Raw genomic sequence first — 15,153 nt, 5'->3', positions numbered from 1 at the left:
TCAATATTTATGCTGACTGATACTCAGCCATCGCGAGCAGGCTCGCTCCCACAGGGGGGAAACGGTGCTACATGATGTGTTTTTCGGGCTCGGGAATGTGGCTCGCGCCCAACACCGCCGGAAGTAACCCCGACCGCAGATCACCACCGCTCGGCTGCTGATAAAGGCTCAAGCCAAACTCCGGCAGCACCGCCAGCAGGTAATCGAAAATATCCCCCTGAATCCGCTCGTAATCGGCCCACACCGTGGTGCGGGTGAAGCAGTAGATTTCCAGCGGGATGCCCTGCGCGGTGGTCTGCATCTGGCGAACCATGCAGGTCATGTTCGGCTGAATCTCCGGGTGACTCTTCAGGTATGCCAGCGCATAGGCGCGGAAGGTGCCGATGTTGGTCATCCGCCGGCGGTTGGCCGACATCGCCGCGACATTGCCCTGGGCTTCGTTCCAGGCCTTGAGTTCAGCCTGTTTGCGGTTGATGTAGTCGGTCAGCAGATGCACCTGGGACAGCTTCAGCTCTTCGTCATCGCGAATAAACCGCACGCCGCTGGCGTCGATGAACAAGCTGCGCTTGATCCGGCGCCCGCCGGATTGCTGCATGCCGCGCCAGTTCTTGAACGACTCGGACATCAGGCGCCAGGTCGGGATCGACACTATTGTCTTGTCGAAATTCTGCACCTTGACCGTGTGCAAGGTGATGTCCACCACATCACCGTCGGCCCCGACTTGCGGCATCTCGATCCAGTCGCCGACCCGCAGCATATCGTTGCTGGTCAGTTGCACACTGGCAACGAACGACAGCAGGGTGTCTTTGTAGACCAACAGAATCACCGCCGACATGGCGCCCAGACCCGACAGCAGCAACAGCGGCGAACGGTCGATCAACGTGGCGACGATGATGATCGCGCCAAACACGAACAGCACCATTTTCGCCAGTTGCACGTAGCCTTTGATCGAGCGGGTGCGGGCATGTTCGGTGCGGGCATAGATGTCCAGCAGGGCATTGAGCAATGCGCTGACGGCCAGCACCAGGAACAGAATGGTGAACGCCAGCGCCACGTTGCCGAGGAAGTTCAGGCTGGTCTTGCCCAACTCCGGCACCAGGTGCAGGCCGAACTGGATCAGCAGCGAGGGCGTCATCTGCGCCAGGCGATGAAACACTTTGTTGTGGCGAAAATCGGTGATCCAGTGCAGCGACGGCTGGCGGCCGAGTATTTTGGTCATATGAAGAATGAGGTAACGCGCCACTCGTCCGAGCACCAGCGCCACCACCAGCAGCAACATCAGCGCGAGCGTGGAATGCAGGAGCGGGTGCTGATCGAGGGCGCCCCAGAGGTCTTGGGCGTTGAGCCAGAGCTGTTTGATATCCATGGGCGAAAACGGTTCTTCTGTAGGACGCGACGGGGCGATTAGAGCACTTAAGACGTTTCGGATGACGTTTGGGTACAAATCAAACAATAAAAACCCACTGTTTGCAGCCGTTTGTATAAAGAAACTCGGCCTTCGCGCTCGAAACCGTTACCCTATGCAGCTGTTTTTTTGTATTTCTTCGAGGTAGCACCCGTGTTTTCCCAATTCGCCCTGCACGAACGCCTGCTCAAAGCCGTGGCCGAGCTTAAATTTGTCGAGCCAACGCCTGTGCAAGCAGCGGCTATTCCGCTGGCGCTCCAAGGGCGTGACCTGCGGGTGACAGCGCAAACCGGTAGCGGCAAAACCGCTGCCTTCGTTTTGCCAATCCTCAACCGCTTGATCGGCCCGGCCAAAGTCCGCGTCAGCATCAAGACCCTGATCCTGCTGCCGACCCGCGAGCTGGCCCAGCAGACCATCAAGGAAGTCGAGCGCTTCGCTCAATTCACCTTCATCAAGTCCGGCCTGATCACCGGCGGTGAAGACTTCAAGGTCCAGGCTGCCATGTTGCGCAAGGTGCCGGACATCCTGATCGGTACGCCGGGCCGGATGATCGAGCAACTGAACGCCGGCAACCTCGACCTCAAAGAAGTCGAAGTGCTGGTGCTCGACGAAGCCGACCGCATGCTCGACATGGGCTTTGCCGAAGACGTTCAGCGTCTGGTAGAAGAGTGTACCAACCGTCAGCAGACCATGCTGTTTTCCGCCACCACCGGCGGTTCGGGCCTGCGCGAGATGGTCGCCAAGGTCCTGAACAACCCTGAACACTTGCAGCTGAACAACGTCAGCGATCTGAACGCCACCACTCGTCAGCAGATCATCACCGCCGACCACAATCAGCACAAAGAACAGATCGTGAACTGGCTGCTGGCCAACGAGACCTATCAGAAGGCCATCGTGTTCACCAACACCCGGGCCATGGCCGACCGTATTTACGGCCGTCTGGTAGCGCAGGAATACAAAGCGTTCGTGCTGCACGGTGACAAAGACCAGAAAGATCGCAAACTGGCCATCGACCGCCTGAAGCAGGGCGGCGTGAAGATCCTCGTGGCCACCGACGTCGCCGCTCGCGGCCTGGACGTGGAAGGCCTGGACCTGGTGATCAACTTCGACATGCCGCGCAGCGGCGACGAATACGTTCACCGCATCGGTCGCACCGGTCGCGCCGGCAACGATGGCCTGGCCATCTCGCTGATCTGCCATGGCGACTGGAACCTGATGTCGAGCGTCGAGCGCTACCTCAAGCAGAGCTTCGAGCGCCGCACCATCAAGGAAGTCAAAGGCACCTACGGCGGACCGAAAAAGGTCAAGGCCTCGGGCAAAGCCGTTGGCGTGAAGAAGAAAAAGGTCGACGCCAAGGGCGACAAGAAGAAAACCGGCGCCAAGGCCCCGACCAAGCGCAAGATCGCCAACCGCCCGAAGACCGACGCCCTGTCGCTGGTCAGCAAGGACGGCATGGCCCCGCTGAAACGCCGCAAGCCGGAAGCGCCGGCTGCTGAATAAAGCGCGGTAGCGAACCAATAAAAAACCCGGACAGTGTCCGGGTTTTTTTACGTCAAAAAATCGCAGCAGCTCTTACAGCTGCACGCTCAACCGGTGTAGGAGCTACCGAAGGCTGCGATCTTTTGATCTTGCCCTTTAACCCTTGGCTTTCATCTCCGCCGATTCCAGCTCCTTGATACGCTGATCGATCAACTGGCACTTGTCCGGAAAATCCTTGCTGGCCGTATCCAGGTCCATCTTCTGCAGCTCATCGTTGATCTCCTTGGCCTTGGCCGGGTTCTGCTCAGTGATCTTGGCGATTTCCTTGGCCAGTTGTTCGCGCTTGGCGGTGGCTTCCTCGGGAGGGCAGGCCCAAACGGGGAGGGCGCAGGCGAGGGTGGCGGCGAGGGTGAGTTTGAGCAGGGTTTTCATAAAGTCAGGCCTCGGTTCCGGATAAGGCGGGTTATCCGGTTGAGGGCTGAAGGGCGAAAAAAGTTCAGTGACAGAAACGGGCGACCCACAGGTCGCCCGTTTTCATTCACTCCGCAGCCTGCGCCCGCAGCCGTCTGCCAATGACATCCATCAAATCACAACCATCGCGTAACGGAATGGCCAGCAGTTTGGAGAAGTCGGAAAGCACCACCGTGTCGCTACCGATCTCGGCGCGAAAGGCGATGTTTTCCAGCACTTGGGTGACGGTGCGAATGCGGTAGTCGGGAGGTTGTTGTAGGGCGTTTGCCCCCGTTGCAGTCAGGCAACCGCATGTACCTACAGAACACACGCAACCTTGTGGGAGCGAGCCTGCTCGCGAAAGCGGTGTATCAGTCCGACATCAATGTTGAATGTTAGTCATCGCGAGCAGGCTCGCTCCCAGAGGGGATTTGTGGTGTTCATGGGGACTGTGTCCAGTTCGGACTAATGGCTGAGCCTTGATCGCTGAGGGTCTACCCCCCATGACAGCAACTGGCCGGCGCCTTGTCCTCATACCGGTCGTGATACCTGACCCAATCCATGATCTCCTCTTCATTACGGCCCTTAGGCGTGAGGTCCAGATAGTTGTAGGTGCCGACCAGCAGGTCCAGGCCGCGGGCATACGTTGAATAGGTATGGAAAATCTCCCCCGCTTCATTGCGATAAAACACGCTGAGCCCTGGGAGTTCTTCCTCGGCGCCGTCAGTTTTTTCGTAGTTGTAGGTGGCTTTTCCCGCGGCGACGTCTTCGGCTCGAGCCGAGACGCCAAAGTCGTAGTTGAAGTCGCAACCTTCGGACGACACCCAGTCGAATTTCCAGCCCATGCGCTGTTTGAAGGGTTGGAATTCGGTGAACGGTGCGTGGGAAACCGCGACCATGGCGACGTCGTGATGGGCCAGGTGTTGGTTGGCACCGTCGATGTGGTCGGACAGGAACGAGCAACCGGGGCAGCCTTCGTCCCAGCCAGCGGCGAACATGAAGTGATAGATGATTAATTGGCTGCGGCCGCCGAACAGGTCGGCCAGGCTCAGTTCGCCGTTGGGGCCCTGGAAGCGGTAGGGTTTGTCGATTTTCACCCAGGGCAGGGCGCGGCGTTCGGCGCTGAGTTTGTCTCGTTCCCTGGTAAAGGCTTTTTCGTGGGCCAGGTGTTGTTTGCGGGCGGCGAGCCATTCTTCTCGGGACACGACCGGATGATTCTGAATGTTCATGGTGATTTCTCCTGCATGCTTTGGCGAAAGTCGATCCGCGCAGAGGGGTAAACCGTCTTACACAGCCTAGTCGTTTGGCCTGTGCCCTATTCGACATACCGCCGGTCGGTAGGGCGAAATACCTCGGCTGAACGGCTGCCGACCCTGTCGGTCACAACCTATGAAGGCCATTTCACTCACGGGCTCTGGAGGTTGATCAGGATGTTGACTTATAACTGGGATTTGATTGAACGCTTGCTGCATGAAGTGCAGAACGGCGCTGGCCACAGTTTCACCCCACGGCCCTACGCCGAGCAGTATGCGGCGGAGAAAGCGTCGGAAGGTGAGCCGTTTGAGAACCTGGATCACCTGAAAACGGTGGCTGGCGAGTACGAAAAGTTATTGTTGATACGGGGCTATATCGAGCCTCGGCCAGAAGATCAGGGTGGCAATGGCGAGAACTACATTTTGACGCCTCGGGGCTCGAGTTTATTGAGCCTGATCGACAGCAGCATTCCGGGTAATGAGCATCCGCGGCAGGTGCTGGATGAACAGGAAGATGCGCTGGAGGAGCTGACGTTTGATGAGGTGGCGTCGAAGGCGCAGATTGCCTGAAGATCGCGTTTACCCCCTGTGGGAGCGGGCTTGCTCGCGAATGCGGTTTAACATTCAGAATCCATGTCGTCTGTCACACCGCATTCGCGAGCAAGCCCGCTCCCACATTGGATTGTGCTGGTCCGTTTAATCCTGCCGCGCCGCCTTCAGGCATTTCAAATCGGTGAAATCCTTGCGCACGCCTTCAATCTTCTTCTGCAACCGTTCACGCTGGACCGGCGTGCTCTCGGCCATCACGTCCACCAGCAACGCCCGAGCCTGGGCTTCGGTGTTGGCGTAGGCCTCGCGGTAAGCCGGCGTCCACAAACTCTCACGATTCACCAGAAGTGTCTCGATTTGGTGTGGGAATTCTGGACTCTGCCGTTGTGCGACTGCCGCGCTGAATTGCTGCTGCCAATGGGCACGGTTGGCAATCCATTGTTTGTTCTGATCACCCAAGGCATTCGACCAAGCCATGACCCGTTGCTGTTGGGTTGGGCTGAGCGGGCCGAGCCAGACATTCAGGCGTTTCTCCATGCGCACACTCCGCGCTTTGATCTGTTGCTCCAGCGACGGTTTGATGTAGGCCTCCTGACGTTTGCGCTGGTCCTTTGCGAAGGCGTCGTTCATTTCCGCGACTTGCTTGTCATCAAGGCCTTGCAGCAGCTCGATGGCCGACGGAGTGATTTCCCGGGCGGTTTCGGCGATGGCCTGTTTGGCTTCCTGGGTGCGGGTTTGCAGTGCGGCGTCGGTGATCTGGTTGTCTTCGACCATGGCCTGTAAGCGGTCCAGCCAGTCGAGGTAACCAGGCAATTGCGTCGTGCAGTGCCAGCTCAGGTGTTCTTTGAGGCGCTCGTTGAACCAGTCTTTTTGCTCGTGGTTCATCTCCAGGTAGTCGCTGAGCGTCCAGGGAATGATCACGTCGAGGTTGCGATAAGCCAGGCCTACGCGACTGCACGCGGCGACGGTAAGGCTGAGGGTGATGATGACGCCGATCTGCTTCAACCAGTGCGACATGGCGAGTCCTTGCGAAGACCTGGTTTCTAATTGGGTTCTCTTATGTGATTGCAGGATCAGCCCGGCAGTTCAGCCGATTAATAGAAGCTGTGCGCAGCCTTGAGCGTCACCAGGCCGTCGCACTCGCTATTGTGACCGGAATAGGCGGAACAATCGCTGCCGCTCAGGCTTGAATCACTGTAGATCAAGTCCAGATCGATGCCCATGAACGGCCGGGAGAATTTCACTGACCAGTCGGTGAAACTGCCTACATACCCATCGTCGACGGACACCGGTGTGTTGAGTTGATGGGTGGTGTATTTCAGGCTGATCCCGATGCCGAACGGCTGATTGCCACTGAGGTCGGCGAAGAGAGTGCTGTTCTGTTTGTCCGGGTCGTTGCTGAAGGCCGCGCCGAAGCGACTGCCCAGCAGGGTCAGGCCGCCGAAAAGCTCCTGGCTGTCGAGAGTGTCCACTTTCGGGTAGCTGTAATGGATCATGCCCACTTCGTAGCCGAGGGATTGATCGAAAGGCTGTTTAAAGCCCATGTAGGAATCGACTTCAAGGTTGCTCGACGGGCTCAGTCCCATGCTGGGGGACCATTGGCCTACGTAGAAGCCACTGTCGTGGCTCAGGTCGAGACCACCGTGGAACGAGCCAGTCGTCGAAGGCTTGACCAGACCTTGGGCCATGCTGCGGCTGGGGGTGGTGGCGAGTTTGAGATCGAAGTCGCCCAGTTCGCGCTGAAAGACTTGCGCATGGGCGACCGAACACCACAGCAGGCTGCCGAACAGGAAAAGAGAGGGCTTGAACATGCGTCACTCCATGAACAGCGAGGAGCAGGTACTGAAAACCTGCTGAAACGCTTGATCCAGACACGTGCAAGCATACCGGCGAATGTTCGGCATCGAGGGCCGTTCGTCGATTTTTGAAATATTGATTTGTTTTATGGGGTATTGCGGAAGGGTTCCAGTCCAAGCGCTTCGAAGCTCAAAGCGCTTACGGACCAGTTAACGCGGGGGAAATTACTTCTTGCCCAGCGTGATCTGCTTGGACGGGCCGAACGTCTGGCCGCTGACGCCTTTGGCAATTTGCTGGATCTCGCCACCGGACTTGAGGAACGCAGCGATCTGGTTGTTGATCGATTCGCTGGTTTCAACGGCTGGAGCTGGCTTTGCTTTGCTGTTGGATGCTTTTACACGCATGGCGGCCATTAACCTGTAGAAATTAACTTGGCCAGGCATCGTACAGGAAATACTTGACAATTGCTTGGTAAATATCCTCCCGAAATACACATTGGAGCAGCGTGATTTATCGCAAGTTATTATTCGCAATGTTCCCCTAAGCTGCTGTTTTAATTAAGAACCCAAGTGGGAGAAAAGCGCTTTTCGGATGAGCAGGCCAAGGTGCGGGGCGCCCAAATGGCCTGACGAGCGGCCAAACGCACACGTCAAAACCCAGGAAAATTAAGCCCTTCCGCGGATTTTCTTGCACCACCGGGCCGGCCACCGAACGCCGCCCGCAAAACCGGGTAGAATGCCGCCCACGCAATGAGGGTATTGGACATGGCTTTAGTCGGGCGCTACAACAGTTTGCAAGTGGTTAAACACACTAACTTCGGTTTATATCTGGACGGTGGCGCGGATGGCGAAATCCTCCTGCCTAATCGTTATATCCCCAAAGATATTCCCAGCGAAGATGAAGACTGGCTCAACGTTTTTATTTATCTGGACAGCGATGACAAACTTATCGCCACCACCGAAAAGCCGAAAGTTCAGGTCGGTGAATTCGCCAGTTTGAAAGTTGTTGAAGTCAACAGCATCGGCGTGTTCCTGGATTGGGGTTTGCCGAAGGATCTGCTGCTGCCGTATTCCGAAGAAAAGCGCCAGATGACGGCCGGCGAGTATGTCGTGGTGCATGTTTATCTCGACAAACACACGCGCCGCATCACCGCGACGGCGCGTCTGGACCGCTATCTGGACAAGACCCCGGCCAATTACACCCCGGGTCAGGAAGTTGATTTGCTGGTGGCCGAAGCGACCGATATGGGCTTCAAGGCAATCATCAACAACAAGCACTGGGGCCTGATCCACAAGAACGAAATCTTCAAGTTCATGCGTGCCGGCAAAGAAGAGAAGGGCTTTATCAAAGAAGTCCGCGCCGACGGCAAGATCAGCCTGAGCCTGCAACCGGTGGGCGAGGAAGCCGCCACCAGTCTGAACTCGAAAATTCTCGCCAAGTTGCGCGACAACAACGGCACCCTGCCGGTCAGCGACAAGAGCGACCCGACCCTGATCAGCAGTATGTTCGGCGTTAGCAAGGGCAACTTCAAAAAGGCCATCGGTGCGTTGTACAAGAACGGCCAGATCGTCATTCACGCTGATCGTATCGAACTCAGCTGACCTTACGCCGCCCCTGTAGGAGCTGCCGAAGGCTGCGATCTTTTGATCTTGATCTTTTACAGGCAAAAGATCGCAGCCTGCGGCAGCTCCTGCAATATGCGTCGGGCACAAACTCCCAGGCTCACCACAATTCCAATGTGGGAGCGAGCCTGCTCGCGATTGACTGCGCAGCAGTCACCCATCTCTTTGTATACATAACGTCCTGCACCGTTTGCAGGCGCTGACGCCCTGTTCATGGGCATTACCACCCCCTCTGCGTCTTGAAGGTTTTGCTCTTAACAGAGTTGAAGCCCGATTTGTCGCATCTTTAGAACGTATGGCATGCATTCTGCGTAGCAACTCGTATACAAACCATGCCAGCTCCCGTACGCAGTGTGGTCGCCACATCAATCCCGGGGGCCGCGCCTGTACTTTCGAGGAGCCCTGCGATGACCGAGCAATTGCCCAACGGCTACAGCCCACGCCTGTATAACCAGGACCTGGGGCCGCTGCCGCAGAAATGGAATTGGTACAACATCTTTGCTTTCTGGATGAGTGACGTGCACAGCGTCGGCGGCTATGTGTTCGCCGCCAGCCTGTTTGCACTTGGGCTGGCCAGTTGGCAGGTGTTGATTGCGTTGCTGGGCGGGATTTGCATCGTGCAGTTGATCGCCAACCTGGTGGCCAAGCCGAGTCAGCAAGCAGCGGTGCCATACCCGGTGATCTGCCGATTGGCGTTCGGGGTGTTCGGGGCGAATATTCCTGCGGTCATCCGCGGCCTGATCGCGGTGGCCTGGTACGGGATTCAGACGTACCTGGCGTCCAGTGCCCTGATCATCGTCGTGTTGCGGTTTTTTCCTTCAATGGCGGCCTACGCCGAATCGCACTTTGCCGGTTTGTCCTACCTCGGCTGGTTCGGTTTCCTCAGCCTGTGGTTCGTCCAGGCGCTGGTGTTCTGGACTGGCATGGAGTCGATCCGCCGCTTCATCGACTGGGCCGGCCCGGTGGTCTACGGCGTGATGTTCCTGCTCGCCGGCTGGATAGTCTGGCAGGCGGGGTGGAGCAACATCAGCTTCACCCTGGCGGAAAAATCCCTATCTGGCTGGGAAGCTTTCGGCCAAGTGATCGTGGCAACGGCGTTGGTGGTGTCGTACTTTTCCGGTCCGACCCTGAACTTCGGCGATTTCAGTCGCTACTGCCGCAGCATGAATGACGTGCGACGTGGCAATTTCTGGGGCCTGCCGGTGAATTTTCTGGCGTTCTCGCTGGTGACCGTGGTGATCGTTTCCGGCACCTTGCCGGTGTTCGGTGAAATGCTTCACGATCCGATCGCCACTGTGGCGCGCATCGACAACAGCGTAGCGGTGCTGCTCGGCGCCTTTGCCTTCGTCACGGCGACCATTGGTATCAATATCGTCGCCAACTTTGTGTCCCCGGCGTTCGACTTCGCCAACGTCGCCCCGAGCAAAATCAGCTGGCGCGCCGGCGGCATGATCGCCGCCGTGGCTTCGATCTTCATCACCCCGTGGAACCTGTTCAACAACCCCGAAGTGATTCACTACACCCTCGACGTGCTGGCGGCGTTCATCGGACCGCTGTTCGGGATTCTGCTGGTGGATTACTACCTGATCAAAAAGCAGCAGATCGACGTCGATGCACTGTTTAACGACGGCCCGAGCGGGCGTTATTACTACAGCGGCGGGATCAACTGGACGGCGGTCAAGGCGTTGATTCCGGCCACCCTGATGGGCGTTGCGATCACCTTCATTCCAGTCCTGCAGCCGATGGCCAACTTCGCCTGGTTTACGGGCTGCTTCCTTGGCAGCGTCCTGTACTTCGCACTGGCCAAACGCGAGCAGGCGCAGCAGTCGGCGGCGCTGGTCATAGCGGGATGACGCAAGCGGCGATTTAAAGGTCTTTTGCAGACACCTTTTTCTGTCCGTCTGGTTAATAATCGACAGCATAATTTTTCGCCCCGGCACTCTGCTCAGCCAGAAGGTCGGGGCTTTGCTTTGCTTTTACTGTCGAGTCACTGCCATGGATTGTGTTGTCGAGGTGTTCCGGTGAGCGCCACCCGGCGTAGCGCCGATGGATTTGCCCTGCAGGTGATGGTCGGGTTGTGCCTGATCTGGGGCGTGCAGCAGGTGATGATCAAGTGGGCCGCGCCCGACATCGCTCCGGTCATGCAAGCGGCGGGGCGGTCGGGTATTTCCGCATTGCTCGTAGGATTGTTGATCTGCTGGAAGGGCGGCTGGGATCAGGTCGGTAATACCTGGCGCGGCGGCTTGCTGGCGGGTGCGTTGTTTGGCCTGGAGTTCTTCTTCATTTCCGAAGGCCTGCAATTGACCACGGCAGCGCACATGTCGGTGTTCCTCTACACCGCGCCGATCTTCACCGCGTTGGGCGTGCATTGGCTGCTGCCGAGTGAGCGTTTACGGCCGGTGCAGTGGCTGGGGATTTTTCTCGCCTTCATCGGCATTGCCATTGCGTTTGCCGGTGGTGTGTCGTGGGACAACCTCGACCACCGCATGCTGATGGGCGATGCGTTGGGCGTGCTGGCCGGCGCGTCGTGGGGCGCGACCACCGTGGTGGTGCGCGCCTCGCGTCTGTCGGAAGCGCCGGTGACCCTGACGTTGTTTTATCAACTGATCGTCGGTTTCGTTGGCCTGCTGTTGATCGCGATCCTCAGCGGGCAGGTTACCCATGTCAGCCTGACCACTGTTGCCGTGGCCAGCGTGCTGTTCCAGGGGTTGGTGGTGTCGTTCTTCAGTTACCTGACCTGGTTCTGGCTGCTGCGCCGTTATCTGGCGGCGAACCTGGCGGTGTTTTCGTTCATGACGCCATTGTTCGGCGTCACGTTCGGCGTGGTGCTGCTGGGCGAAGAACTGAGCCTCAACTTTGTGATCGGCGCGGTGCTGGTTTTGCTCGGGATCACTTTTGTGAGCGCAGAACAGTGGGTCCGCCGTCGTTTGCGCAAAGCACTTGGGCAACCCTGACCGGGCGCAGCAACAGGCCTCCTGCGATGAGCAAACCGCTGCCGGCGATCACCAGCGCCGGTTGCAATCCACCGCTGAAATGGCTGCTCAGCGCTGCCAGCAACGGCCCGCTGAGCTGACCCACGGCGAAGCACGCGGTCAGCAGCCCGGCGTTGCGCTGGGTGGCATGGGGCGCCAGTTCCCGGGAGCGTTGCATCACCAGTTGCATGCAGGCCAGGAACGGTCCGCCACACAGGATCACCCCCAACGCCAAGCCGGCACCGCTGCCCAACAGGCAGGCGAAGACCCCGGCCGCCTGCAACCACAACGTTGCCATCAGCCAATGGCGAGTGGCGTTCGGGTTGTGCCGACGCAGGCTCACCAACACCACCCCGATTGCCGCCGCCAGGCCGAAGCATGGCCAGAACAGATCGGCTTGCCATTGCCCATGGAACTGCGCGCTGGCCATCTGTGAGAGGAAAGTGGCGGGGATGATGTAGCCCAAACCGTACAGACCATAGATCACCGGTAAACGTCCGACACCTTGGGCGCCGGATGTGGCAGCAGGCGGTGTCGCCACAGAAGAGGCAGCCGGTTGCGGCAGGAACGGCAGAATCCCCAGCAGCATCACCAGCCCCACACCGGCATACACCAGCCATAAGATCGCGGACGTCTGCCCCAGCAGGTTCGAGCCCAAGGCCAACAATCCTGTCAGAAAAATCCCCAGACCCGGCCCGGCAAAGACCAGGGCGCCGAGCCGTGGACGACCGGCCGCCGCTGCCAGCGGTTGACTCAATGCGGTAATCATCACCAACACCCAGGCGCTGGCCACGCCCGTACCGAAACGCAGCACCACATGCGACCAGAACCCATCGGCCCAGAACGAGGCCAAGGTCAGCAATACACAGAGCCACAAACCGCCGAGCAGGCGCCGACGAACCTGATCGGGGCGGCGGGCGAACATCGCATCTACCGCGCCGACGAAGTAGCCGAGGTAGTTGGCAGCGGCAATCAGACCGGCGGCAGTCAGGTCGATCTGGCCTTCGCTGAGCAAGTGCGGCAGTTGCGGCGTCAGGGCGAAACGCCCGATGCCCATGGCCATCATCAGGGAGATAAAGCTGGCGGTTAAGCGAATCAGAGGGGACATGGTCTGAGTTCCGTTTCGAGGATCAATGACCGTCAGGCTAGGACTGATTGACTTTCTTTAAAAATGAATAATAGTGAGAAACTTGTTCTGATTTGGAGAATGGCGTGGAATTCAGCCAATTGCGGATCTTCCAGGCGGTGGCGGAGGAGGGCTCCATTACCCGCGCTGCTGAACGCCTGCATCGTGTGCCGTCCAACCTGTCGACCCGGCTCAAGCAGCTCGAAGAGCAACTCGGTGTTGATCTGTTCGTACGCGAGCGTCAGCGTTTGCAGTTGTCACCTGCGGGAAAAGTCCTTTTGGACTACACCGCCAGGCTGTTCGCCTTGCACGACGAAGCCCACGCGGCGGTGCAGGGCGGGCAACCGGCCGGGGGTTTCGTGCTCGGCACCATGTACAGCACCGCCGCGATTCACCTGCCAGAGCTGTTGGCGCGTTATCACCGCAGCTATCCGGCGGTAAACCTGCAGGTGCAATCGGGGCCCAGCGGCGAGTTGCTCGAAGGTCTACTCACCGGGCGTCTCGATGCGGCGCTGGTGGACGGCCCGCTGGAACTGGCCGGGCTCGACGGCGTGCCGTTGTGCGACGAACGGTTGGTATTGATCAGCGAAGCCGATCATCCGCCGGTACGCAGCGCGCTGGATGTCGAAGGGCGTTCGGTGTTTACGTTTCGGCAGGGCTGTTCCTATCGGATGCGCCTGGAAGCCTGGTTTACCCATGATCATGCGGCCATGGGCCGGGCCATGGAGATCGAGTCTTATCCGGGAATGCTCGCCTGCGTGATTGCCGGCTCCGGCGTGGCGCTGATGTCAGAGTCGATGCTCGCCAGCCTGCCGGGGCGCGAAAGCGTGGCGGTGCATCCCTTGGCCGAGCCGTTCGCCAGCGCGACCACCTGGCTGATGTGGCGCAAGGGCATGGTCGGCGCCAACCTGAATGCATGGATCGAGCAGCAGCAGGCGGTGTATCCGTCGGCAGCGATTCAGGCCCAGGCAACTGCTTGAACGAACGTCCAGGGATTTGGATCAATTCAGTAACAGATCATTGCGATGTTGGACGAGCATTGCGTAGGACTTCGGACTATTATCAGTGCGAAGGGGCTACAGAACTTCGGCCGCTCGGCACTACCCTGAAGGGGGCACCATGAAAGAGAAAATCCAAAACTGGCTGCATGACCTGGGCGTCGCACTCGGTTTGATCGAACCGCCTCTGCAACCCGTGCCTATTCGCACTGACGACGAACAACGTCGCCGCCAGCAGCAGCGCCGCAGGTAAGCCTGGATCTATTTGGTAAGGGGGCTTGCTTGTGGCGAGGGAGCTTGCTCCCGCTGGGCTGCACAGCAGCCCCCCATAGACCATCACCAAGGTGTATCAGGCGGCACGCGGATCCTGGCCTGCGACTGCTGCGCAGTCGAGCGGGAGCAAGCTCCCTCGCCACAAAAACCTGAATTCTTGCCTCAAAGGTGCATTTCAACCCATCTCAATACCGCCCGATCTCAATCAAAAACCGGCTCAAGTCGTCGACGGTCGTCGCAATCTTGAGCATCCGGTCTTCTTCGGCGGTAAACGCAGTTAATCCCAGCTGATCTTCCAGATGGAAAATCAGCTCTTCAATATCTTCTTTATCCAGTCCCAACTGCACCAGATTGGAGTTGTCGTCGAAATCATCCTGATTTACCAGCAGGTGGCTGATGAGGCGATGCACGGCTGTACGAACGGCGTCTCTGGTCATGGTTGTTCTTCGAGGGCGTTATTGTTGTTGTCCCTGGTGGTGAGTACAGCAGGCTTCAGGCGTGTCGGCGCTGCCACTCGTCAATCATCGTGCGCAAATATTCCCCGGAAAAACTCCCGAAATGCCCGCCATGCACCGTGCGGATCGGCAGCGCGCGCAAGCGTTGCAGGCTGCGGGCGTAGTCGGCTAGGTTGGAGTGGTAGGCGTCTTCGATCAGCGGCCCGTCGTAAATGATGTCGCCGCTGAACAGGGTTTCGGTCGCCGCCTCAAACAGGCTGATGCCGCCCGGTGAATGCCCTGGTGTGTGCAGCACTCGCAAGACCCTATTACCGAGATCAAGCACGTCGCCTTCTTCGATCAAACCCGTGGCCGGTGCGGCTTTGACCCGGTATTCGGCGTAGCACAACAGGCAGTCGGGGTGAGCCTCGAACATGTCGTCACCGACGAAAACCTTGCTCAGGGTGTTGTCGCCGTCGGGCTCGGCGAGGATCCGTGCTTCGGCCGGATGCACCAGCCGTTCGGGGAATTCGTGATGGCCGGCGATGTGGTCGAAATGGCAGTGGCTGGCCACCGCCACCAGTGGCCGTTCGGTGATCCATGGCAACTGCTCGCGCAGGCTGACCAGCCCGGAGCCGCTGTCCAGCAGCAAATCCTTGTCACGCCCCTGAATGTGCCAGAGGTTGCAGCGGTAAAAGGGCCGAATATAGGGCTCGTGAATCAAGCGTATGCTGTCGCTGAACTGTTTGACCTCGAACCACTGATCGCGGCTGACGATCTTCATGGCAGATTCCT

17 protein-coding genes are annotated in these 15,153 nt (G+C 58.5%); 7 read left to right on the top strand and 10 right to left on the bottom strand.

The window, feature by feature from the left end; translation table 11 throughout:
* Positions 1-67: 67 nt before the first annotated feature.
* Positions 68-1,366: a mechanosensitive ion channel family protein gene (locus tag BK662_RS09685; RefSeq protein WP_123357878.1), complete on the bottom strand. Its 1,299-nt coding sequence runs from the start codon at positions 1,364-1,366 to the stop codon at positions 68-70.
* Positions 1,367-1,558: 192 nt separating this feature from the next.
* Between BK662_RS09685 and BK662_RS09680 the strand changes: the two genes are divergently transcribed.
* Positions 1,559-2,905: a DEAD/DEAH box helicase gene (locus BK662_RS09680; RefSeq protein WP_008153197.1), complete on the top strand. Its 1,347-nt coding sequence runs from the start codon at positions 1,559-1,561 to the stop codon at positions 2,903-2,905.
* Positions 2,906-3,040: 135 nt separating this feature from the next.
* Here the strand turns inward: BK662_RS09680 and BK662_RS09675 are convergent, their stop codons facing one another.
* The 3 genes from BK662_RS09675 to BK662_RS09665 all read right to left on the bottom strand — a co-directional run bounded on the left by BK662_RS09675 (position 3,041) and on the right by BK662_RS09665 (position 4,563).
* Positions 3,041-3,316, bottom strand: coding sequence for a hypothetical protein (locus BK662_RS09675; RefSeq protein WP_123357877.1), 276 nt, complete (start codon positions 3,314-3,316; stop codon positions 3,041-3,043).
* A gap of 106 nt (positions 3,317-3,422) precedes the next feature.
* Positions 3,423-3,665, bottom strand: a complete 243-nt coding sequence (locus BK662_RS09670; protein WP_123357876.1) for a hypothetical protein — start codon at positions 3,663-3,665, stop codon at positions 3,423-3,425.
* 163 nt (positions 3,666-3,828) lie between these two features.
* The gene (locus BK662_RS09665) at positions 3,829-4,563 is read right to left on the bottom strand and encodes a DUF899 domain-containing protein (RefSeq protein ID WP_123357875.1); all 735 of its coding nucleotides are present in this window, start codon (positions 4,561-4,563) and stop codon (positions 3,829-3,831) included.
* A gap of 201 nt (positions 4,564-4,764) precedes the next feature.
* Between BK662_RS09665 and BK662_RS09660 the strand changes: the two genes are divergently transcribed.
* Positions 4,765-5,157 carry a transcriptional regulator gene (locus BK662_RS09660; protein WP_123357874.1) on the top strand — a complete coding sequence of 131 codons (393 nt, stop codon included), beginning with the start codon at positions 4,765-4,767 and terminating at the stop codon, positions 5,155-5,157.
* Positions 5,158-5,283: 126 nt separating this feature from the next.
* Here BK662_RS09660 and BK662_RS09655 read toward each other — a convergent pair whose 3' ends face one another.
* The 3 genes from BK662_RS09655 to BK662_RS09645 form a co-directional block, all read right to left on the bottom strand.
* A complete protein-coding gene (locus BK662_RS09655; protein WP_123357873.1) occupies positions 5,284-6,153 on the bottom strand; it encodes a DUF6279 family lipoprotein in 870 nt (289 codons plus the stop codon).
* Positions 6,154-6,230: 77 nt separating this feature from the next.
* Positions 6,231-6,947, bottom strand: a complete 717-nt coding sequence (locus BK662_RS09650) for a TorF family putative porin (protein ID WP_123357872.1) — start codon at positions 6,945-6,947, stop codon at positions 6,231-6,233.
* A 210-nt stretch (positions 6,948-7,157) separates the two neighbouring features.
* On the bottom strand, positions 7,158-7,346 hold the full coding sequence (locus BK662_RS09645) for a PFL_1563 family small protein (RefSeq protein ID WP_017337097.1): 189 nt from the start codon (positions 7,344-7,346) through the stop codon (positions 7,158-7,160).
* 351 nt (positions 7,347-7,697) lie between these two features.
* Between BK662_RS09645 and BK662_RS09640 the strand changes: the two genes are divergently transcribed.
* The 3 genes from BK662_RS09640 (at position 7,698) to BK662_RS09630 (ending at position 11,509) form a co-directional block, all read left to right on the top strand.
* Positions 7,698-8,534, top strand: a complete 837-nt coding sequence (locus BK662_RS09640) for a CvfB family protein (protein WP_030131899.1) — start codon at positions 7,698-7,700, stop codon at positions 8,532-8,534.
* A gap of 428 nt (positions 8,535-8,962) precedes the next feature.
* A complete protein-coding gene (locus BK662_RS09635; RefSeq protein ID WP_123357871.1) occupies positions 8,963-10,408 on the top strand; it encodes an NCS1 family nucleobase:cation symporter-1 in 1,446 nt (481 codons plus the stop codon).
* Positions 10,409-10,576: 168 nt separating this feature from the next.
* Positions 10,577-11,509, top strand: a complete 933-nt coding sequence (locus tag BK662_RS09630) for a DMT family transporter (protein WP_038982029.1) — start codon at positions 10,577-10,579, stop codon at positions 11,507-11,509.
* On the opposite strand, the gene BK662_RS09625 is transcribed toward BK662_RS09630, so the two are convergent.
* Positions 11,445-12,635: an MFS transporter gene (locus BK662_RS09625; protein ID WP_123357870.1), complete on the bottom strand. Its 1,191-nt coding sequence runs from the start codon at positions 12,633-12,635 to the stop codon at positions 11,445-11,447. The genes BK662_RS09630 and BK662_RS09625 overlap by 65 nt on opposite strands.
* A 104-nt stretch (positions 12,636-12,739) precedes the next feature.
* Here BK662_RS09625 and ptrR point away from each other — a divergent pair, with 104 nt between their 5' ends.
* Both ptrR and BK662_RS35180 read left to right on the top strand, forming a co-directional pair.
* Complete coding sequence (gene ptrR, locus BK662_RS09620) at positions 12,740-13,633, top strand: putrescine utilization regulator PtrR (protein ID WP_123357869.1); 894 nt, start codon at positions 12,740-12,742, stop codon at positions 13,631-13,633.
* A gap of 139 nt (positions 13,634-13,772) precedes the next feature.
* Entirely contained in the window at positions 13,773-13,904 is a 132-nt protein-coding gene (locus BK662_RS35180; protein WP_256580670.1) for a PA1414 family protein, read from the top strand.
* Between the two features lie 205 nt (positions 13,905-14,109).
* Here BK662_RS35180 and BK662_RS09615 read toward each other — a convergent pair whose 3' ends face one another.
* Entirely contained in the window at positions 14,110-14,361 is a 252-nt protein-coding gene (locus tag BK662_RS09615; protein WP_123357868.1) for an acyl carrier protein, read from the bottom strand.
* Between the two features lie 55 nt (positions 14,362-14,416).
* Positions 14,417-15,142 (bottom strand): MBL fold metallo-hydrolase, encoded by a 726-nt coding sequence (locus BK662_RS09610; protein ID WP_123357867.1) that lies wholly within the window; start codon positions 15,140-15,142, stop codon positions 14,417-14,419.
* Positions 15,143-15,153 lie beyond the last annotated feature (11 nt).

Origin of the sequence: Pseudomonas frederiksbergensis (genome assembly GCF_003732275.1) — a bacterium.
Taxonomy (GTDB): domain Bacteria; phylum Pseudomonadota; class Gammaproteobacteria; order Pseudomonadales; family Pseudomonadaceae; genus Aquipseudomonas; species Aquipseudomonas frederiksbergensis_H.
This window is presented reverse-complemented; position numbering and strand designations above follow the sequence as displayed.